Source organism: Pantoea sp. alder81 (genome assembly GCF_020179835.1).
In the GTDB taxonomy this organism is placed as follows: domain Bacteria; phylum Pseudomonadota; class Gammaproteobacteria; order Enterobacterales; family Enterobacteriaceae; genus Pantoea.
Genome location: NZ_JAIUDA010000008.1, coordinates 123,956 through 144,697, shown reverse-complemented (window position 1 = coordinate 144,697; position 20,742 = coordinate 123,956). Strand labels below are relative to the sequence as shown.

Sequence of the window (20,742 nt, the reverse complement as noted above, 5' to 3'; positions counted from 1 at the left end):
CCATCGTAGGGTGCGCATTTATGCGCACCAGGAAATCGATGATTAAACGCTGCTTTTCAGCTGACTGCTCTGCTGATGGCGCTGCTGTGCCAGCTCAATCAAGCGCGTAATCAAATCGCTGTAGCTCAATCCTGCTGCCTGCCACAACTTCGGATACATACTGATATTGGTAAAGCCCGGCAGAGTATTCACCTCGTTCACCACGATCTCGCCGCTTTCGGTCAGGAACACATCAACGCGCGCCATACCGAAGCACTCCAGCGCCTGAAATGCGCGAATCGCCACGGCACGAATCGCTTCGCTGTGTTCTTCGCTGATAGAAGCGGGCACCACCACTTGTGCACCATCGGCGCTGATGTATTTGGTGTCGTACGAATAGAAGGCATCATGCACCACCACTTCGCCACACGGGCTGGCTTCGGGTTCATCATTACCCAGCACCGCACACTCAATTTCGCGGCCTTTGATGCCTTGCTCGATCAGTACTTTGCGATCAAAGGTAAAGGCCAGATCCAGCGCCGCCGCCAGATCGTCGATATGATCCACTTTGCTGACACCGACAGACGATCCCTGATTAGCCGGTTTGATAAACAGTGGCAGACCGAACTGTTCGACAACGGCTTGCGCATCCAGACGCGCACGCTGTGCCTGCGTCACGCTGATCCACGGCGCGACTTTTAAGCCCGCATCGCGCAGCAAGCGCTTGGTGAAATCTTTGTCCATGCTCACCGCTGAGCCCAGCACATCCGATCCCACAAACGGCAGATTCGCCATGCGCAACAAGCCCTGCAGCGATCCATCTTCACCCAGGGTACCGTGCACGATCGGGAAGATCACATCCAGCTGTGACAGCGGCTGCGCCTGCTGGCGAGTGATCAGCTGCTGTGAAGCACTGCCCGGCACCAGCGCGACGTTTTCACCTGAGCGATTCAGGGCAATCAGCGCCGGGTTATCGGCATTCAGCAGGAAGCCGGAAGCATCATTCAGATGCCATTCACCCTGTTTATCGATGCCCAGCAGCACCACCTCGTATTTGCTCTTATCGATGGCTTCGAGGATGTTTTTCGCTGATTGTAACGACACTTCATGCTCGGCCGATTTGCCACCAAACACGATTCCTACACGTTGTTTTGCCATTGGTCTTGATCCGATTGCGGTATAGCGAGTGGGTAAGATAGCACGGTGATAAAAGGCATCAACAGGCAGCAATTTGTCCCCACTAACTCGCTATACGCTACGGACTGATTGAAATCTTCAATGGCTTATAATACTGCGGATCAAAGGTTGTAACTGGCAAAGCGACTTTGGTGCTATTGCCGCGAACTTCCGTGACTTCCACGATACGAATATTGCTGGCCTTTTCCACCGCCTCACAATCAAATTCTGTTGCGGCATCTATTGAGCGAGTTGCATCACTGTCACCAAAAGGCGCCACATTTAATGTGCCTTTTTCGAGAACATTTCCCGTTTTGTCATTGAGCTCAATATTCACTTCCAGTGGGCCAAATTCTCCAGCCCCTCCATTATCTAGCCTGAATACCAGTGAACAGACGCCTTGAACCCACACGCTATCGGTATTGCGAATACTGATATAGCGATGCTCTTCGGCAAGACTGGTCGTCTGCCAGCCCAGTACGAATAGCAGCGTTGCCCAAACAGGCTTCTTTGACCGTTTCATGTTCTTACCTATTTTTCCTTAGCAATAGCCTGAGGGGCTGCATTAATCTTTTTGCAGCTATCCAACCAGCCTGCGGTATCAATCTTGCCGTTCTCCAGATACTTCTGCTGATTCTGCCAATGGGTTGCGAGGAAAGGCTTTAGTCCTGAAAGACGTTTGTTTAAGGTGAGCATTTGATCAAATACCGTGACTTCGTGTTGCAGACCGTCTTTTCCATAAAGAGTAGCCGCATCGACGAGGCTACTGGCGTAATATCCAGTGAGCTGTTGTAGTCGGTCAGATTGCTCGCCCAGCTTGGTTTTGCGAATGGCGCAATTGGCATCGCTGGCGTCTTTGTTTTTGCACAGCAGTTCGTAGTTATGGTTTAGGAAATCGAGGAAGCGGCCATCATCCTGTAGCTTGGTGCAGAGGAAAGAGCCTAAATTCAGGCTGGCACGGATAGACTGATCCCGCTCTTCCTGTTGTTTTTGATTGCTGGCGCGTAGCTGATTTTCCAGGTCTTTTAATTTCTGTTTTAACGCCGCGTCGTCAACATTCGACGCAAGGCTGCCCAGCGCTTTCACTGTGTCTTTAGCTTCATCGTCTTTCTTATTGTTAGCCTGATTTTCCGCGCCAAGGGTTTCCCAGCTTTTTTCCAGCAGCTTAACTTTATCTGGTGAGGTGATGGTAGGCGCCACCAGAACCAGACGCATACCGGTCGTTTTGCTGATGGAAGGCGTCGCCTGATCGTAGTAATTCACTTCTTTACGGGTGGCGCTGCGAATTTCTGTCGGCCCTGAGAGGAAGTTTCCACCCCGCACCACGAAGCCCCCGGCCTGGCCATGCAGGCGATTGAGCTTGTTGAGATAAAACGGATTGAACATCATCTCTGACACGTTGCCCAACATGTCATATAAACCCAGCGGATTGGGCTGCAATAATCCAATGAGCTGTGCTCTGCCATTCGAAGACTGCGCACCGGAATACCACTCATAGTTCTTCATGTCGTCCATCGGGTAGTGCTGATCGCGGAATTCGGCGCTATTCACTTTCAGGCCACCGCGTGCCGCAAACTCCCACTCAACTTCAGTTGGCAGACGCAAGAATCCGGCATCACCATCCTCTTGGGGTAGCTTATCCATCGCATGAGTACGCAACCACTGATTGTATTTATCGGCGGTACTGACGGCATCGAACCAACTGATTCCCGTGACGGGTAAACTGAGTTTGCGTGAAGGGGTAGGGCAAGTGCCTTCTGTTAACGCCTGATATTGCAACGTCGTCAGTTCATATTTCGCCATCAGGTAATAGCGGCCTTTCGCTTTCTTCTCCGTGAAGCTACCAGCAATGAAGGTGGGATAGCTGTGTTCAATCACGCCCCAATCACCACTGTCCTGGCCGAGGGTAATCGGCAGGTCATCAAGCGGACCCGCCATCGGAATTTCTACCCGACGGAACACCATCGAGCCTTCGCAGGGCATCGGCAAGACGATATCTTCGCCATCCGGTTTGGGATTCCAGGTATTTTCTGTCCACGGCTCTGCCAGAGCAGAAGAGACATTGGCGAGCAGGCCAAAAACTAACCAGTAGGGCAGTGAAGCAGGCGTTAAGGTCACGAAAAGTCTCCGCTAATCATCGATGAATTAAATAATCACACTTCGCGCAGGCTTTGCGCAGGTTCTATGTTAATGGCCCTATAAGCCCCAATACTGGCAACCACCAGCGCGACGACCACGGTCATCAGCATGGCCAGCAAGCTATGGGTCAGGGTTATTTTGCACAGCATCTGGTCAGTCGCCTGGCTGCCGGCTAAGGCACGGTTAAATATTTGGCTGGCGATTAGATAGATGCCGTAGCCGCCTATATAAGCCAGCAGGCTAAGTAGGCAACCCTGCACAATGACATAGCCGCCGACAGCCGGGCCGGTGAAGCCCAGAAGCCGTAGTACGGCAATGTGTTTGCGTTTGCGATCGACGTTGGCGATAAACGATCCGACGAGAGAGGCAATACAGCCAATCAGCGCGGTGCCGGCAATAATATTAAAAATCAGCCCCAGCACCCGGTTGATGCTTTTGACATTTTCAATATCGGCCAGTCGGCTGGAGGTTTCGATGCGTTGCGCGCGCAGATCGCGCTCCAGACTGGCAACATGATCAATGCTTTTGGCATATAACCGGGCGCGCGCATAGCGAGGAGGTTTGGCACTCAATGGCTGCCCACTAGTGGCACCGAGTGCCGGGGTGGCATAACCGTCTCTAAAATTTTCCAGCAGCAGGAGTAAGGAAGATTGCGTGAAGAAAGCCGCCCGATTGAAATAAGTGGCAGGCAAGATGCCAGCGACCACCAGGCTTTTACGACCCCATTCCTGGCGGCCATCGAGCTGGCGGCTGACGCGTAGCGTCACGGTATCACCATCTTTAGCCGCCAATTTACGTGCGGCTTCCTGGGTCAACACCACCTCATTTTCCTGCTGAATCTTCAGATTGCCCAACAGCGGATCGCCGACATCAGTCGGGATCACTTCGGCATTTTCGATGAAATGGCTGCTGTCTACTTGCAGATCGGCAAGGGTGTTAAGCGAACGCGTCTGCCCAATGGCAAAGCCCACGTCGGGGCGTTGGCGCAGCTGTGCTATCCACTCTGGATCATAATTGCCGCTGCTTAACATCCTGATTTCAAGGTTGCGGGGATCGTTGGCGAGCTCATCTTGTAATTGGCTGACGATGCCAAAGCGCAAGCCGAATAGCAGCAGGAGTGGAGCGATCACCGCCACCAGAGATGAAGCAATACAAAAAGAGATGATGTGATCGTGCCACAGATCCTTGAGTGCCAGGCGTCCCAGCAGCAGGGTACGGTTAAAGGACAAAGTGGGTTCCTCGCTGGGCTTGTTCATCTGACAAATCAGATGCACCTGAACCAGGATGTGCAATCAAACAGGGCAATTTGAAACGTTGCACCAGTGGCCAGTCGTGGCAAACCACCAGTGCCATCATGTTTTCCTGAGCAACCAAATCAATAAACAGGCTAAACAGTTGCTGCGCATTATGTGGATCGAGTGCGGCGGTGGGTTCATCGGCCAGCACCAATGCGGGGCGATGTAAAATGGCGCGGGCAAATGCGGTTCGCTGTCTTTCACCAAAGGACAATTGCGCCGGGTACTTATCCAATAGAGGGCCCAGTTTTAGCGCATCAATCACTCTGCTCAGCATGGCCATATCCGGCGTCATGCCAAGCAGCTGGCACGGCAGTGTTATGTTGTCCTGCACGCTCAGGAAAGGAAGTAGGCCGCCATTTTGCAGCACAAAACCGAGATGGCGTGCGCGTATCTCCGCCAGTTTCGCTTGCTGATTTTGAGCAAGCAGAGAGGCAACATCCAGCAACGTTTCACCTTGCAGCGTAAAGCGTCCCACGCTGGCAGGGCGAAGCACTAAGCCAATTGCTTCAAGCAGCGTGCTTTTGCCGCAACCACTTTCACCGGTTACCGCCACCACCTGGCCTGGCCGCAGGCTCAGCTGCGGCAGGTAAACAGGATGAGCGCTCTCGCCCTCGCCACGGACAACACACAAGTCGTCTATGTCTAACATCAGGGCATCATTTCCAGTGGCACCGGGTAGACACGATCGCGCGGATCGCTCCCTTTGGCGAGCTCAACCCAGCGATCGACGTCCGCATTGTATTTCTGGTAATAACGCAGCTTGGTCGACAACGTGCGAATGAATTTCTCTTGTGACAAACCATCCCAGCTTTTCCATGTCTCTTCATCGAGATTCAGGACGTCGCTTTTGTACGGGAGATCAGCAAGATACTCCCCTAATACACCAAGATCGTTGATTTTGGCGTTGTCCTGTTGCTTCAGCTGGTTAGGGTCGGCCCCCATGGTGGCGGCAACGGTGCGCAGGCGTTCAAACATCTTGTTGGGTGAGATCATACCTTCGTTGGCCGCTTGCAGGATCTGGCTGACGACATCGCTTAAATCGCTCAATTGCCTTTTGGTCAGCAGCACACGCACGTCGGTGGTCGGGATATTTTGCTTAATGAGATCGCGGTCGCTGATCCAGGCCGTGAACACCAGTGGTGCCTGAGTGTCATTCTTTTTACCCAGCCAGGCCAACTGCATGGCGTGGCCAATTAGCGCGGTATCTTCCAGCAATTTATCTTCTGGCGTTGGCTTCTTACCCTCATCTTTCGAATAGAGTGCGCTGCCGATAGCCGCATCACCCATGTAGGCCGCTTTGACCTGTTCGGTTATCGCGCCTGCCAGCGTATCCACCTGTTGCCCAAAGGTTTTCAAGTTACCGGCATCAACGGACTGGTAAAGATTGGACTGCGTACTGTCGAAATTGGAGAGATCCCGGTACTGGCCTTCTGCTTTCGCATGATCCTCTTTGCCCGAAGGCGTTTTGAGATGCAGGGTATAAATCGCAATCCCTTTGTTACCTGCCTCCAGTCGCAGCTGTTTGGCATCAAGCCCCGTGGCAGAAAGTTTGTTGCTGCCATCAATGGCGCCGGCATCGGTAATTAAGACGATGTAACGCGCACCGAATGGACTCCAGTCGATATTATCAATCGCTGACATGACACCGGAGTAAGCATCTTCGTCGTATAACGAGCTAGAGACTTTGGCCTCTTTCAGACCCGCAACTTTCTTGAGGAAATCCTCTCCATCCTTAACCTGGTTAGGATCGGCGAAGATTTTCGAGGTGAACTCCAGACCCGGCACCGCTTTGGTACTGGATCGGAAGGAAACCAGACCAAATTTCACCTGGTCTTGCAGATGTTCCTGCTTAATCTTGTCATAAATTTTGTTGACCGCCTCTTTGGTGCGATCGATATACGGGCCCATTGAAATGGTCGAGTCGATAACAAAAACCACCGAAGCATTGAAGCCTTTCAGCTGCTTAACATCATCGGCCGATTTCTCATTAGGATCCGCCTTGCTCACCGATGCGACGTTCAGTAAGCGAGTATAAAAGCCGCTCTCCGTCATCACCTCTTCACCGCTGAGGATCGGCAACAGATAGAACTGCTTTTGAAGATCGACAAAATATTCCGGTTCTTGTGCCAGCACGCCATCTGCATGGCCATCGCGTTTTAGGTGAGCGCGCAGCGGTGCAACGACCGAGACCGGGTCGGGTGCGTTAAGAATATCATCAAGGCTTTTTTTGTCTTTGAAGAACACTAATCGGTCACGGTTCGCCGGGTTGGTAAACGCCAGTGTCAGCTGCATCTTCCAGTCAACGGTGCAGGACTGCGGGAGCCAGCCAATGGTTTTGCCATAGCTATCCGGTCCTACTTTGACCCAGCTTTTCCCATTCACATCCGCTTTTTGATAAACATAAAAGCTGCTAAAGGCGGGTTGCAAGGGACCTTTATCATCGCCCGCTTCGGTGCCCAGTTGGCAGCCTGGTGTAGTCAACACGCGTTGGAATAACGTTTTCTTCCCTTCTTGCAACAGGGGCTTATCTCCCTCCGCAGCAAGAGCCTGACTGGCCAAGAGCAGACTACATAGCGGTAATAAGAGCCGAAGCAGATGCTTTGTCATCATTTTCTCAACTCCGCCAGGCGTTGTTTCGCTTTCTGGTTTTCGGGATCGGTTTGCAGCACGGTGTCGTACCAGTAAGCGGCGGTATCTGCGTCTGGGGTTTTGAAGCACTCGCTGGATTTGTAATCCTGTGGATCATATTCGCCGGCATAAGCGAGAGCGATTTTGGTATCACCGGCCTGAGCACTGTGCGCGTAAAGGCGTTGAGCCACGCCGCATTTCTTCGCGTCTTTGGCCGCCTGAATGATGGTCAGCAACTTGTCACTATCGAGTTTCTGTTGCACGCAGTTCTGCACAAAATCGAGCTCATTCTGGCTCGCCAGGTTTGCAGGCGAACACTCGCTGGCACTGGTCTGGGCATTCGCCGTCGTTGCCTGAGGTTCTGGCTGCTTCTCAGCGGCTGGCGGGGTGGCATTGCCTCGGCCCATAAACCACCAGAGCGCACCGGCGGCGATCAGTAGCACCAAAAGGATGGCAACGATGATCGGTACTAAAGAGTTGTTGCGTTTGGGACGCGATGTGGTGGGGGCATGAATCGGTTCTGGGGGCGCGGGTTCAGGTTCAGTAACCACAGCAGGTTCAGGTGTAGCAGTCGGGGCGTCCACCACACTGCTACCGCCGTAATGGGCAGTCTGGCCGCGTGCATCAGATGAAAATAGTGCATCGCGCACCAGTTGCAGGGTGGTGCTACGGGATTCACCGGAGGCTAACTGGCCCTGAATTTGTACCTGACTGGCGCTGGCCAATAAGGGATCAAGTAAGTCCGGGCCAATACGGAAAGCGCTGCCCTTTTCGAATGGATAACCACCCGTGACGGTAAACATGTGCGGTGCTGGGCTCCAGCTGCCGTTGGGCTGCAAATAGTTCTGCTCGTTGTTGCACAGCGTAAAGTTGAGAGTTGGCAGCAGGGCATCCTGACCACGCAGGCGAACCATCAATTGCGCGTAGCCCGGTTCCGCAGGGTCGCAGGGGAAAATTTTAGCTAGCATGGCAAATTCTCTTGTTTCATTTGACCGATGATCTGGCCAAGTTGCTGGTTTTGTTCAATGGAGATATCGCGAGTGGCACTGTGGCCGGCATTATCCAGGGTGATACTCATCAGTGCCGATAGCCAGTCACCCATATAGGCAACACCCGGCTGCGGGGCAACAGCCGCCAGTTGCGGCAGTTCATCGCTGGCAAGAGAGACCTGGCGGGCAAAGACTTTTTTCTTCTCGCCGACATAGCTATTGGGGATTTGCGCTTCAGGCAGTGCGAGGTAGCCAAACCAGGCAATAAAGTCACGTATCGTCAGTTGTGCACGCTGTGTTTGGCGCGCCAGTAGCTGCTGGCGGAGCGTTCCCGCCTGCTCCTGACCGGCCAGTGCGCGTTTGAGCTTGCCTTCCAGATCCAGACGCGTGGCAGCGGTCACTAATTCTTCACACAACTGATTGATTGTCTCAGGGTTGATCGCCAGTTGTTGCCAGTAAGCAGTTTGCTGTGATAACTCCCTCAGATGGGCTACCCAGGCTTTAAATGCCTCATGGGCGAATTCGTCGTCCCGACCAATGCGTTCCGCTACAGGCGCAACGGCGGCGGGCGACTCCTCAATCGTGGCATCACCAAAGGGATTACTGGCAAAGGGATTGCTGCCAAAAGGATTGTTCGAAAAAGCATTCTGCGGGCGTGATTCAGCCCCTGTTTGCGGCTCTTGTTCCTGATCGCGAATACTCAGATAGATATTATGAAGTTCATGGGACGGCAGATCTAAACGGCTAACCAGCTCTCCTAAATTCTGAGGGCTGGCGGATAGGCCTTGCCACAGATCTTTGGCAATGGCTTGTTTTTTACTGAGCTGGCCGTCGCCATCATGCTGGTACCAGCGACCGAGGCGTTTTTCCGCCGTTTCGATGCGACACTGCTTTAACTGCTCACGCAGGCGTTCCAGTTTGAACTCAAGATGGGCCACGCCACGTAGCGCTCCGGTCAAACGAGAGATTCCGCCATCATTGAGCTTAAGCATCTCTTGCCATGCTTCGTTAGGCGCGGCAACGTGAAGATGCACATTATTACGGGTGACAAAGGCACGGCCCATGGTATCGATCACATCACGATAACGCTCAGTGATCGCCACTTCTTTAAGAGTTTCTTGTCCAGGCACAGTGTCGAGCATCAGGAACGGCGTATCCATGCCGGGTTTACGCACCAGGAAACAGTTATCAAAGGGCTTGCCAGGCGACCACTCTTTTAACCAGTCATATTGAGCAAAACGCTCCAGCAGCGTCATATGCATCATGCCTTCCCAGGCTTCGTTTAACTGGCTCTCTGTTTTCTTAAGATTGTCATTGATGCGCATATCACACATGGTAATCGCCCAGAAGAGGCCGGTTTTGCTCTTGCCACGCTCTTCGGCGGTTTTGCCCTGTGTCTTCTCTACCCAACGCGTGAGAACCGGACCGACATCGGACACGTCACTCTGTTTAAACGAGCTGGCGCACACCACCAGTGCATTCATCTCCTGGTTGTCGGTGTAACGCTCAAAGAGATAGGCGACTTTGCCACGCAGCAAAAGTTGCGATACCGGATTCTGACCAGCCTGAGCCGCATCTTTTAAGGCGAGAAGTTTGAGACGGCCGCGATAGCCGGGGAAGTCGAGTAAATCGACCTGCTCCATCACGCTGTTTGGGGTGACTTCCGCCAGTGGGAAGATGAGTTCAGAAGTCAGTGCTGCGAGTTCTGCTTGTGACAAATGCGCGCTGCCGGTTTGTTTACTTTCGTTCCAGAAACGTATTTCAACCTGGCGATCCTGGCTTGAACCAAGACGATTCAAACTGTCGACATTCATAATGCTGCCGTTGCTGTGATCAATCAGCGTTTCTAACGGAGCGAACACCATTTTTGCGTGGTTGAGTTTTGTCAGCACATGGGCCAATGAACGGTATGTCTCCGTCAGCTCTGGCTGCTCCCCCCACAGTAGAGAAAAGAGGTCTGCACGCTCGTGCGGGTTGAGCGCAGGTGCAATCTTCAGCACCTGCGGCCACCAGGCGTGTTCAAGCTTTTCTACCGACTTTTTGAAGGATGCATTGAGATAATCCCACAGCGCAACCACGTCCTCACTGCTGACGCCATTGTTGACATCAGACTGGACAGCACGCTGCAAGAAAGGACGCAGCGATGCTTCAATGCGGTTTTCATCGAGCTGATAATTGAGATGCTCATGGTTAAAGTCATTAAACCAGGTGTTAGCGAGGATCTTTGCCAGATCAATTTCACTGAACAGGCGTAAAGGAATTGGAAAACCCTGTGGCGCTTCGGGCGCATGTCGGGTAAAGCGCGTCACCAGACCGGTCGCCTCTTTACCGCCGCCGACCGGGTTAACCTCCTTAATAAAATCCACCACTCGGGTGCCATAACGTGCTTCCAGCTCGCCATTGCTGCCCGCCGCTAACGCCGAGATAAGGTAGGACTTACCTGCTTGCGAGATGCCAAAGAAGCCCACGGTCATTGGCGTGGTTGAGACCTGAGAAAGACTGTTTGCCAAATTACGGGTGCGCAGCAGACTCAGGTTAAGCTGGTCGGCCTCGTTATCCAGGCGGCGAGAACCGCTGCGCACATCTTTCACCCAACCCAGCGCATCCAGGCTGCCCTGAGCGATAGCCGCCCAACCTTGTTGCAGTGTCGTTTGTTCGTTGTTCATTATTTTTTTACACTCCCGCTATCGAGCCAATGACGGCTATCAATCAGACCCGTGTCGGGCATGGTATTGAGCTCCAGCTCTACATCATTCTTACCAAAGGATTTATCGGTATTGCTGCTCACCTCAGCGATGGTCAGACGATCGCTAATGAGCCCCAATTTGCGCGCCGCTTTACCTTTATCAATGGTCAGCCGGACCTTGAGGTACGGGGAACCGCTGTCTGAGGAGGTCGCTTTTGAGAATTTCTCACGTCCTGACTCACTGAAACGCAGCGTGTAAAGAGGTGAAGCAGACCAACGCTCCGCATCCAGTTGGCGGTAACCCAGGCGCAGGTCACCACGCATCACGATGCTAGCGGTTGTGGCGTCTCCATCCTCATTAATTAACACCGGCAGGATGATCTGCCCCTCTTCCGATTTGATATGGCGATAGATAATGTCCGCATCGTGAATCAGGCTATCCATATCAATGGTGCCGATATGGCGGATGGTGGAATAAGGCTTCAATGCAGCGATGCGGAAATGGAAATTAGGAATGCTATGGTTTGCGCACAGCTGTGACAGCATCGCGCCAACCGATGCGGTACTTTTGGGATCGTGAATATGGCCGTTTTTGTGGAATGGATACCAGGTTCCGGTCTGGTAGCCATGCAGCGCCAGAATGCGTCCCGGCGGTAACGGCAGATTGCGGCGAATAATGGCCTGGATGCCCGGTAGCTGCGACGGACGTCCCGTGAGCAGCAGGAGATCGCAGTGATAGCAGGATAAAACTTCGCATAGTGCGGTCAGCACTTTATCGATGTTGAACTTACCTGAGCACACATCGTTGTGCATTTTCGCCAGCGCAATGTTGAGGCTGATGTCAGCCAGCTTGAAGCCCTCTGAGCCTCCCGCCTTTTTGACTTCACGCACCACAAAGTTTTCAACTTCGTCACTGATACTGCCTGCTGGCAGTAACTCACTGACACGCTGATTGATCAGCAGATGGGTGTTTTCATTCTGAGGATCGTATTGCTCATAGCGAGCCAGTATGTGTAGTGCTAACGGCACAAACAGCTGCAGACTCAGTTGCTGGCGCAACACGGATTCCGCGGCACTGATATTTTGTGAACCGCATAGCTGAGACATCAATGTTTCGACCGAGCGAACACCGGTTTCACGCAGCGACAGCTCAAAAGCCGGGAGTACGTAAGACTGAATGACATCAAGCAGAATGTCATCCCCAGCGATTTTGAAGCTGTCGCGGAAACGCTGCTGAGGAATGATATGCACGTTTGCGCCACCGCCGGACACGCCATTACGATCCAAACGATAATCGGTGATGACCAGATCGGTTGTGCCGCCACCAATATCAATCGACGCAATGGTGAGTGTCTCGCGATCCTGACGATCTGGACGTCCTAGCGTATTGAAAAACACCTCAGGATGGCCGGCGAAGTTCTGATTGATCTCCGTGTAGAGATAAACCAGCTGAGCGCAGGACGCTTCATCCCACTCAACGCGGATTTTAGGCAGCGGGATCTTGATGTTGCTTTTGTTTTGCTCAACTTGCTCATCTTCATAAGGATCATTCTCACCCGTGTGCCAGCGCAGAGATTTCCACACTAAGCCCACCGCCTGTCGCATTCTGCTATCAAGAATGCAGCGTTCTGCCATCGGCATACCTGGTGGAACCGTCAGAATGATATGACGAAGCTGACGAGGAAGACCGGCATGGCCTTCACGAATACGCTGCTCGGGGCTGTTGATCTGGCTGATGGCCTGAGTCAGCACCTCCGCTAACATGAAAGTCATCAGAGAACTGCGTGAGTAGCGTGGAGTAAAGACTGGAATGCGATCCATCTCATCTTCAATGGTGTGGAGCGCCTCGCCTTTCTCATCAATCAGATTCGCAAACGGAGCGGCAGTGGCAAGCGGGTTGCTCTCCTGCGCAGAGCTGTTATTAAAACGCCAGCCCTGCCCATAAAACTTCTCGTCCCACAGATAACGTTTTGGGCTGGACAAGCCGGTAGAGCCCTCACTTCCACGACGGCGTGAGGCTAAACGGTTGGCTTCTCCGCCAACACGGGCGATGGTCGGCCACTGAAACGCGTCATGACGGCCGCTACGCACCGAGTAGAGATCTTTGCCAAAAAACGCCTGCGCAAATTCGACCTTACTTTCAAAGGGTTCGGTATAAATATGTTCAGGCGTGCTGAGATCGCGAAGTTTAAGCACATAGTTGTGCATCAGGCCCGATCCTGATTGGCCGTGATCTTCAATCAAGATGCCGCAGGTACGTGAATTACCTACATCAAGGATCAGATCGACAGGGATAGGTTTGATGGCGTTCACCTCCCGATTGGCAATCACCTTTATCTGCGGTATGGCAATGACAGGTTCGGTTTCGGTCTGCAAACCTTCCAGCGGAACGGCCATCAAGGACAGCAGGTTAAGATAGTGCGCCAGCGGATATTGCTGGGCAATTTCATCCTCACGTTCGTCAATATCTCTGCCCTTGCTGGCTTCTTTAAACACATCAACCAGCCAATCTTTGACCCAATCCTGGGTTAAATACCAGTTGAGTGCGTAAGTGGCGGTGGCCACCGCAAAGGTCGCGCCAGCATTCACATCCTCTTGATTGGGGCTGAGGTCAGCGGCTGACTGTTGTTTGGCCATGATGCGGGTATCAATCGCTACTGTCATACGGTGGCTATGGCCATCCATATCAGGCTCTGGCAGCTTAACGATGCGAAAACGCGCCCAATTCAGAGGGCCTTCCTGATAAATATTGGGCAGGCTGAAACGGAACAGCGGGAGCGGCAACCAAACGCTGTCCAGCATTTTAAGGCTCTGCTCAACGGGAATATCGTATTGGCTTTTAGCCTTCTCAATGTTGTCAGGCGTCGGCTGATAGAAGTAGTAATCGCGCGGCTCGTTATAAATCAAACGCGTGAGAACGCCATTGGCGAGTTTAACAAATTCCCCAGCAGGCTGACGTTTAGGGCTTAGACCGAAATCCATAAACTGAATTCCGGAGTCGCCGACCAGCGTGATCTGGCGATCAAAAGAAATAATCTCAGGTAACATAAGTTATTCGTCCCTGTTTAAGAATGAGGTTGCAGCATACGAATAGGGAAGGTCTTATCCCCATCATTGCTACCGACACAGTCGGTGTGACCAGAAGCGGGGGATTTGCACGCTATGGTCGGGCCGATAAAGTTTGAGTCATCGCTACATTTCATCTGCTCAGGATTGGTAATGCTGAGCGCGCCTTTTTGCACTCTCCCTGAAGCCGGACCGGTGCAGACTACGCCATTGGACTGGCGAACACTGACGGTCCCTTTGCCCTGATCAAAGTTGTATTGCAACTGCAGAGGCTTGCCGGTGAATTTGTCCTGGATGCCGCCGTTGACCCGCCATTTCCCATTAAGAAACTGCGCTGGGCCATCAGGTAACGCGGTGGGCAGTGTCAGCGGATCGCCCTGTGCGGCCTTGACCGGTGGGAGGGGATCAGTGGTTACCGCAGGGTTTTTCGATTCACTATTGGGTGCCTCTGGCACGCTTGCTGCCGTGGTGTCCGCTGCGGGTTCAGTTGCAGGCATCTCAGGGTTGGCTGGCGCTTCTGGCTGCGTTTTGGCGGCTTCCGCTGGCGTCGCGGTTTCATTCGCCGTTGGCTCTTTTTCAATCTGCGAGCCTGTACCATCCAGAGCCGGAGGTGCCTCAGCAGAACCTGTTATGGGCGCCTTGTTGGTCGCGTTGGCTTGAACACTTTTCACAGGGATATCAACGGATGAGTCGTTATAAGGATTGGCCTCAACTCCTCTATTCCCTGTATCGCTAACAGGAAGGCTGTGATGCCTATCACCAGATAATTTGGGCAAACCGGGTAGTGAAAGTGAGGGAACACAGCCACGCAACAATCCCAGAATCAGCGCAAGAGAGAGCAGGGCGACTAACAGCCATAGTAACCAGCGCCAACTCCATCTCCTGCGTTGGGTGTGTGTCACTGTTTCAATGGTGTGGGTCGCCGTTGACAGCGGTTGTGCTAAAGGTTGGTTGATGGATGGTGTGACCGGAGCCATGTGCGTTTGCACTGGCGCAGGCACTGAGCCGGGCTGCAACCAGTGCATCGGGTTGCGCTGCTCGCCAGTGGGATGAACAAATCCCCAGAACGTGATCACCAACGTCCCATTCACCAAATAAAGAAACTCATCATCTGGAAAGCTAACCGCCGATGTTAATAACTGCGCAAATACCCGCCGGTCGCCGCCCGCGTGACTGCTTTCGGTATTCAACATCTTTTCACTTAACGCCTGGACTGCCATCTGGAATTCGGTGAATTGCTGACGCGCCGAAGCGCGTTCGCTTTCCGTGGCGCCACTCCAGGGAATGACATCACCGGAAAAACTGCTGTACCAGTCAGTGCGATCGCCGCCCTGCTCATTTTGTGGAACGGCAAGATGCCGGGCCAAATCGCGCCCAGCATCAAGGCGGTAGATGGCCTCTCGCAATTGAAAAGCCATTTTAAATACGGGGTAGCCGGTTTCACCCAGCGCTTTGAATGAAGAGTTGTTCCCGGTACGTAACAGTGGTCCCTGAATCGAATTTCGCATTGTCTAAACCTTTTAGGGCTGCTAATTAACGCAAGTCACATGGCGGTGATTAATTTTTGCTGGCACCCGGCGTCCATTCAAAGTTCCAGCCGTAATGCTTAGCCAATGACTCACGATCGGGGAAGAAGCTGTTGAGCCGCTCAACATGGAGGTCACCCTCAACGTTCTTTAAACGTGCAATTGCTGCCACTTCATGACGTTCATCCCCATTCACTAAGGTGGAGGTGATCGGCGGCTGGTTTGGAACAGAGAGGGTGATAGTGGCATCAAGCCCCTGCCAGTTATTCGCGCCACCATAGATGAAGCTGTAAATCAGCACTTCATCAATCTCCTGCCATTGGCTGCCGTTGATGAAGAGCCATTCGCCATCTTGATTTCCGCCGTCGCGCAGATCTTTTTGCAATAGCATGAAAGGCGGTTTGTCGTAGTCACCCAGGAATTTACTGAGTGCTTCCACGCCACCGTTTTTGCCATTTTTCAATCGAACGAAGGCGGCAACATCCAGATCTACTGGCTGTTTATTTGGGCCCTGCTGCCAGGTCAAATTGACTTTGATTCGGCCAAAGTCCTTGGTTTTGGCAAGATTAACGCTGGGATTTTCCGGCGTTAACTGGGTCTTTTTCGGCGAGATATCGGTCACTGCAGCAGGCATTTCGCGTTGCACGGGGAGGGCGGCTGGTGAACGGTTGTGATACCACCACCACGCGAGTGCCAGCAACAGCAATAAGGGCAGCAAGAGCATCCATGGCAGTAATTTTCGCCTTTGTGGCGCAGGTGTTATCTCTGCTGGCGTTTGTTGAACTGGAATGGCCCAGTTGATTAAAACCGGTTCACCCCCAACGCCATAGCACGCCAAAGCCTGAGAATGAGTGAGCAAGGTTTGCAGTGCATGGGCCGGATGAGTTTCTCCGCGCGCGGTAAGCTGTTCAATCAAGCTGGCAACCGTATCTTGGTATTCCTGCCGCTTAGACTGAATCTGGGCTTGTTCAGCGTCGCTCAGCGCTGACAACGGCGTAGCGAGACCCTGCCGCGCGGTCCACCACTCCAGATTCCCTTCTGCGCTGCGACGCGCTGTTGCATACAACAGCGCGAGAGCAGGGGGAAGATAACGGTGGATAATGGCGACCGTTTCCTCGTAGGTGGTGAGCGTTGCCTCATCAATTGGCGCTGATCTAGTTAGTCGTTGCATAGCCCAGATTCGTTTTGGTTTTATTAGCTGTAAATGCCGATTGGCTATGGGGCGAGAAAACAATCCCGCCACTCAGGTGACGGTTATTGAATTGAGTTAGCCTGCTCTAGCACTTTAATCCTGCTTTTGGCGGCAGCGATTTTCTGCTCGATGTCGGCAACGTCGCTGGCACTGTTAGCCTGTTGGGACTGTTGCTGTAGCTTCACCAGTTCATTAATTTCTTGCTGGCGCTGCTGACTATTGGATTTGCCGGATTTAAGCTTTTTCAATGTCTGTGCCAGATCAGAACGTGCTGCTTTTAATCGCGTTTGCTCATCTGCCAGCTTCTGACTGGATGCTTGTTCCCTGGTTTGGGTATCAGCGAGGTTTTGTTGTGCAATTTTATTGTCACGCTGGCTTTGCAGAACATGGCGCTCTTGATCGTCGACTTTTTGTCTGTAACCACCCGAGGAGGTGCAACTCAATTTGGTAAGAAAGCTCGGGTCTTGAGCATGCAAATCACAGTCTTGAGGAGATGTGGCACATCCAGCAAGGAGTATTGAAGCGAGTAAAACGTAAATTCTCATGAAGGCGTCCATGTATTCAGAAAGCTGAACAAAATGTCGTACACAGCGAAGAGTGCTAAACAGGGCCGATAATAGTATCGGCCCGTCATTATCAACCCAGTGAAATAGCCTGGCGTTGGCTGTATAAACCATCCGTCTCAGATTCCAGCACGGTAATCTGATTATTGAGTTCGTTATACTCGGTCTTAAGTTTGGTCAGTTGGGCTTTGTCTTTGGCATTGCTGGTGGTCTGGCCACTGATAGCGAATTTATAACCATCGCTCTTCTCTTTCATAACTTTAATTTTGTCTTTCATCACGCTGACGTTTGCGTCAATCTGGGCCAGTTCTTTTTTGGCACCGGCTTTATCAAAGCCAGCTTTGTCTTTCTGCACGCTAATTTTGGTCAGTGTTGCACTGTTGTCATGGATTACCGCTTTCATTGCAGCGGTTGTTTTCGCTATATCTGCGGTATCTTTGTTGATGTCTTTGTCCATTGCTTGCAAGCGGTCAGCAGTGGTGGCGTAATCTTTTTTCAGACTATCAAGGTAGTAGTTTGCCGCTACACCGGCAGCACATCCGGCAGCACCGCCAACAGCAGCGCCCACGAGGGCTTTTTTACCATTTCCAGCCAGAGCACCGGTCAAAGCACCCAAGCCTGCACCCGCCAGAGCCCCTACACCACAACCCTGCGCAGCTGAGCTGCTAAATAATTGGGATTGTTCACCACTGGTCAGACGCGGATCAGGTTTGGTGCCTGACAAAAGGGAGCTACCGGTATTAGCACAGCCACCAAGCAGCAGGGTGAGAGAGACAAGCAGACAGGATGTGCTGCGTTTAAACGTATTCGCCATTATTTTATCCTTAAAATATCGAATGGATCAGAGCGAAAAAAGTGTGCTGTCCATCGACACTATTGCTGTTATTGATTTAACGTTTGACTGGTTATTGCTTCCCAGCATAAGTCTTATTAAAAAACTACTACTATAAATAGCAGTAGATCGTTGAACCTGTTCTTACCTTTAAATCTTAAAAGCAGGTGTGAAAGTCTCAGGTCTTAACGACGCTTAATAGACATCGGCAGACCAAATCAAATATTTAGTGCTGAAGAGTAAAATTTATGGGTATAGAACGAAAATTCACCCAACAGGACCGTCTTTCATCACGCAATCCTAAGTTCAATGTGGAACTCTTTTAAGCGTTGAGTGCCACATCCATTATTCCGCGCCTTAAGCTATCCGATTAACCTTAATTAATAAATTACAAAACCATTAATATTGCTTAACTTTGAGCGAGGTTTTGTCCCTTCGGAAGGAGTGGGAGCTATCTTGCAACTGTTTTAGCGACGCCAGAATAGAGCCATACCAGCGCGTTTAACCTTGCTGGCGATGTGCGCAGCTGCATAAACCTTCAATAAACAGAAGCGCAGTTGGATAGCAATTAACCGGCGCGAGGTTTACAATCGCGCCGAATTTTACCCCAAGAGGATAACTGCATTGGACACCTGTCCCGAACGATTACAAAAGGTCCCTGCGGTAAGATAGCCTTCAACGCTGTCTTAACCGTGCGTTAAGACAGTGGATTTCCTTCCAGAATCTCCCCCTGTTTTTTTGCGTGATGCTGCTGAGTTTCAGCGGTAGCGGCACCGGCTGTAATCCATTTATTACCCCCCCTGAAGTTCCGCCTGCCTGAAGCAGCGGAGTGAGGTTTATGATGGATTGGAAAATCTTTTTACTGCGCGTCACTGTCGCGCTGGTTTTAGGCGCGCTGATTGGCAGCGAGCGCCAGCTTCGCCAACGTATGACCGGTTTGCGCACAAATGCGCTGGTCAGCACTGGCGCCTGTTTATTTGTTTTGATGACGCAAAGCGTACCCGGCATCGCCACTGATGCCTCACGCGTAGCGGCCTATGTGGTTTCTGGCATCGGTTTTCTCGGCGGCGGGGTGATCATGCGCGACGGCCTGAACGTGCGTGGCCTGAATACTGCCGCAACCCTGTGGTGCACCGCCGCCGTGGGTGTGCTGTGTAGCATGGGATTGCTGCTGGAAGCGGCGATTGGCTGCATGGTGATTCTTTGCGCCAATATTCTGCTGCGCGATTTGGCACAGGGGATTAATCGTCAGAGCCTGGTGCCTGCGGAAGAAGTGGTGCAGCACTATAAAGTGCAGATCATCTGTCTGGCGCAGGATGAAGTGCAGGTGCGCAGCCTGATGCTGCACAGCCTCGGCGGCAGCGGATTACGCCTGCAATCACTGCACAGCGAAGATATGAATCCGCCGCATCGCATGGAAGTGAATGCGGAAGTGCTGGGGAAACCGAGCATGACGGATCAGCTGGAGAGTCTGGTGGGACGGATTAGCCTGGAGAAGGGCGTGAGTTCGGTGCGGTGGCAGGTTTGCGGGTTGGAAGGGGAGTGATTGTTTGGGTTTCGACTTCGTCCCATCAACATGTTGGGAAACTCTAACATCGATGACTTGGTTTGGATGTTAAAAGAGAGTGCTGACAGATGGTGTTGGAAACATTCAATACCATCTGTTGTATTTGATGTAGATGAAGGAAACCACGATCACCAAGGATATGCTGAGGAAGGCTGCGTAATTTGGCATAAAGCAGGCAAAAATGTAGATCCCTGCAACAACAGCTGCGATGGGTATGAGGTAGATAAATGACTGAATTAACCATAAAAGAGCTTTTTTCATTTTTTAGAAATCTTGTATAAAGCATACGTAATTAAGGTGGTTTATCAGAAGGTACTTGTCGGGAGTTAGCCCACCATTGAGATGGGCTCAGCAGCTTAGTCTTGGTGTTTGGCTCTTGCTCTCATTTCCTGCATGTTCATTCCGTGATGTGTACGCGGATGTCCGCACATCCAGCATGAACAGGGGCATGGCGTATGGTAAGCCTTACCGATATTGACGATAGTCGCGCCTTTAGGCCAGTTGTAAGCAGCATTATTATAATGACTGCGTTTAGCTTTGAGCCTTTTCATATGATGGCGGCGAAACGCTCGAGTTCTTGATTGCATGGGTAACCCCCGAAAAAACCGTCGGGGCAGCCACACCTTCGTGTGACCGCCGGAACGTGTATTCGGAGTGGAGGATTTTACGCATTGTTAAGCTCTCTGATTCACTGCTTTGCTGATTTATTCCAGAAAATTAAGTCCGGCTTAAACATTCCATGCCCGCCCGTGAGTTGCTGATTTCATTTCAAGCTGGGTGATTATAAAACTAGCTAAATATTATGAGAGCGGGATTAGGACGTCGCTAAGCAACTATATCAATTGAAAGATTATAAATTATTATGAGCTATTGATTGGAATGGAGAATTTGGTGGCCCCTGCTGGGTTTGAACCAGCGACCAAGCGATTATGAGTCGCCTGCTCTAACCACTGAGCTAAGGGGCCAGCGGAGCGGGGATTATAAAGTATCTCGGAGGGGTGATCCAGCGTTCGCCAATCGGTTGGTGAAATTTAGAACAATCTCTGACTCCTTGATCTCCAAGAAAAAATCTCTTTCCACCCCCTAAGATCGCTCAATCAG

At 51.9% G+C, this 20,742-nt stretch carries 14 protein-coding genes and 1 tRNA gene; 1 reads left to right on the top strand and 14 read right to left on the bottom strand.

Features of this window, described 5'->3' with window-relative positions; translation table 11 throughout:
• Positions 1–42: 42 nt before the first annotated feature.
• The 13 genes from ddlA to LBW88_RS19985 form a co-directional block, all read right to left on the bottom strand.
• Entirely contained in the window at positions 43–1,137 is a 1,095-nt protein-coding gene (gene ddlA / locus LBW88_RS20045) for a D-alanine--D-alanine ligase (protein ID WP_224933935.1), read from the bottom strand.
• A gap of 97 nt (positions 1,138–1,234) precedes the next feature.
• Positions 1,235–1,678, bottom strand: a complete 444-nt coding sequence (locus LBW88_RS20040) for an IrmA family protein (protein WP_224933934.1) — start codon at positions 1,676–1,678, stop codon at positions 1,235–1,237.
• A gap of 8 nt (positions 1,679–1,686) precedes the next feature.
• On the bottom strand, positions 1,687–3,273 hold the full coding sequence (locus LBW88_RS20035; RefSeq protein WP_224933933.1) for an SUMF1/EgtB/PvdO family nonheme iron enzyme: 1,587 nt from the start codon (positions 3,271–3,273) through the stop codon (positions 1,687–1,689).
• 35 nt (positions 3,274–3,308) lie between these two features.
• Complete coding sequence (locus LBW88_RS20030) at positions 3,309–4,523, bottom strand: ABC transporter permease (protein WP_224933932.1); 1,215 nt, start codon at positions 4,521–4,523, stop codon at positions 3,309–3,311.
• Positions 4,513–5,241, bottom strand: a complete 729-nt coding sequence (locus LBW88_RS20025; protein WP_224933931.1) for an ABC transporter ATP-binding protein — start codon at positions 5,239–5,241, stop codon at positions 4,513–4,515. The genes LBW88_RS20030 and LBW88_RS20025 overlap by 11 nt, the downstream gene beginning before the upstream one ends.
• Positions 5,241–7,202, bottom strand: coding sequence for a vWA domain-containing protein (locus LBW88_RS20020; protein ID WP_224933930.1), 1,962 nt, complete (start codon positions 7,200–7,202; stop codon positions 5,241–5,243). The genes LBW88_RS20025 and LBW88_RS20020 overlap by 1 nt, the downstream gene beginning before the upstream one ends.
• Positions 7,199–8,188: a hypothetical protein gene (locus LBW88_RS20015; protein ID WP_224933929.1), complete on the bottom strand. Its 990-nt coding sequence runs from the start codon at positions 8,186–8,188 to the stop codon at positions 7,199–7,201. Before LBW88_RS20015 ends, LBW88_RS20020 begins: the two co-directional genes overlap by 4 nt.
• Entirely contained in the window at positions 8,182–10,875 is a 2,694-nt protein-coding gene (locus LBW88_RS20010) for a putative virulence factor (RefSeq protein ID WP_224933928.1), read from the bottom strand. The genes LBW88_RS20015 and LBW88_RS20010 overlap by 7 nt, the downstream gene beginning before the upstream one ends.
• On the bottom strand, positions 10,875–13,943 hold the full coding sequence (locus LBW88_RS20005) for a virulence factor SrfB (RefSeq protein ID WP_224933927.1): 3,069 nt from the start codon (positions 13,941–13,943) through the stop codon (positions 10,875–10,877). The genes LBW88_RS20010 and LBW88_RS20005 overlap by 1 nt, the downstream gene beginning before the upstream one ends.
• A 17-nt stretch (positions 13,944–13,960) precedes the next feature.
• Positions 13,961–15,469: an SrfA family protein gene (locus tag LBW88_RS20000; protein ID WP_224933926.1), complete on the bottom strand. Its 1,509-nt coding sequence runs from the start codon at positions 15,467–15,469 to the stop codon at positions 13,961–13,963.
• 49 nt (positions 15,470–15,518) lie between these two features.
• Positions 15,519–16,721, bottom strand: a complete 1,203-nt coding sequence (locus tag LBW88_RS19995) for a tellurite resistance domain protein (protein ID WP_224933925.1) — start codon at positions 16,719–16,721, stop codon at positions 15,519–15,521.
• A gap of 20 nt (positions 16,722–16,741) precedes the next feature.
• Positions 16,742–17,224, bottom strand: coding sequence for a hypothetical protein (locus LBW88_RS19990; RefSeq protein ID WP_224933924.1), 483 nt, complete (start codon positions 17,222–17,224; stop codon positions 16,742–16,744).
• A gap of 91 nt (positions 17,225–17,315) precedes the next feature.
• Positions 17,316–18,056, bottom strand: coding sequence for a hypothetical protein (locus tag LBW88_RS19985; protein ID WP_224933923.1), 741 nt, complete (start codon positions 18,054–18,056; stop codon positions 17,316–17,318).
• Between the two features lie 859 nt (positions 18,057–18,915).
• Between LBW88_RS19985 and LBW88_RS19980 the strand changes: the two genes are divergently transcribed.
• Positions 18,916–19,620, top strand: coding sequence for an MgtC/SapB family protein (locus tag LBW88_RS19980; protein ID WP_034828565.1), 705 nt, complete (start codon positions 18,916–18,918; stop codon positions 19,618–19,620).
• A gap of 910 nt (positions 19,621–20,530) precedes the next feature.
• Here the strand turns inward: LBW88_RS19980 and LBW88_RS19975 are convergent.
• Positions 20,531–20,606: transfer RNA gene (locus LBW88_RS19975), tRNA-Ile, on the bottom strand.
• Positions 20,607–20,742: the final 136 nt, after the last annotated feature.

What these genes read in the sequence shown, in the direction of transcription:
- ddlA (WP_224933935.1), bottom strand. Translation starts at nt 1,137, where the DNA reads ATGGCAAAACAACGTGTAGGAATCGTGTTTGGTGGCAAATCGGCCGAG.
- LBW88_RS20040 (WP_224933934.1), bottom strand. Translation starts at nt 1,678, where the DNA reads ATGAAACGGTCAAAGAAGCCTGTTTGGGCAACGCTGCTATTCGTACTG.
- LBW88_RS20025 (WP_224933931.1), bottom strand. Translation starts at nt 5,241, where the DNA reads ATGTTAGACATAGACGACTTGTGTGTTGTCCGTGGCGAGGGCGAGAGC.
- LBW88_RS20020 (WP_224933930.1), bottom strand. Translation starts at nt 7,202, where the DNA reads ATGATGACAAAGCATCTGCTTCGGCTCTTATTACCGCTATGTAGTCTG.
- LBW88_RS20015 (WP_224933929.1), bottom strand. Translation starts at nt 8,188, where the DNA reads ATGCTAGCTAAAATTTTCCCCTGCGACCCTGCGGAACCGGGCTACGCG.
- LBW88_RS20010 (WP_224933928.1), bottom strand. Translation starts at nt 10,875, where the DNA reads ATGAACAACGAACAAACGACACTGCAACAAGGTTGGGCGGCTATCGCT.
- LBW88_RS20005 (WP_224933927.1), bottom strand. Translation starts at nt 13,943, where the DNA reads ATGTTACCTGAGATTATTTCTTTTGATCGCCAGATCACGCTGGTCGGC.
- LBW88_RS20000 (WP_224933926.1), bottom strand. Translation starts at nt 15,469, where the DNA reads ATGCGAAATTCGATTCAGGGACCACTGTTACGTACCGGGAACAACTCT.
- LBW88_RS19990 (WP_224933924.1), bottom strand. Translation starts at nt 17,224, where the DNA reads ATGAGAATTTACGTTTTACTCGCTTCAATACTCCTTGCTGGATGTGCC.
- LBW88_RS19985 (WP_224933923.1), bottom strand. Translation starts at nt 18,056, where the DNA reads ATGGCGAATACGTTTAAACGCAGCACATCCTGTCTGCTTGTCTCTCTC.
- LBW88_RS19980 (WP_034828565.1), top strand. Translation starts at nt 18,916, where the DNA reads ATGGATTGGAAAATCTTTTTACTGCGCGTCACTGTCGCGCTGGTTTTA.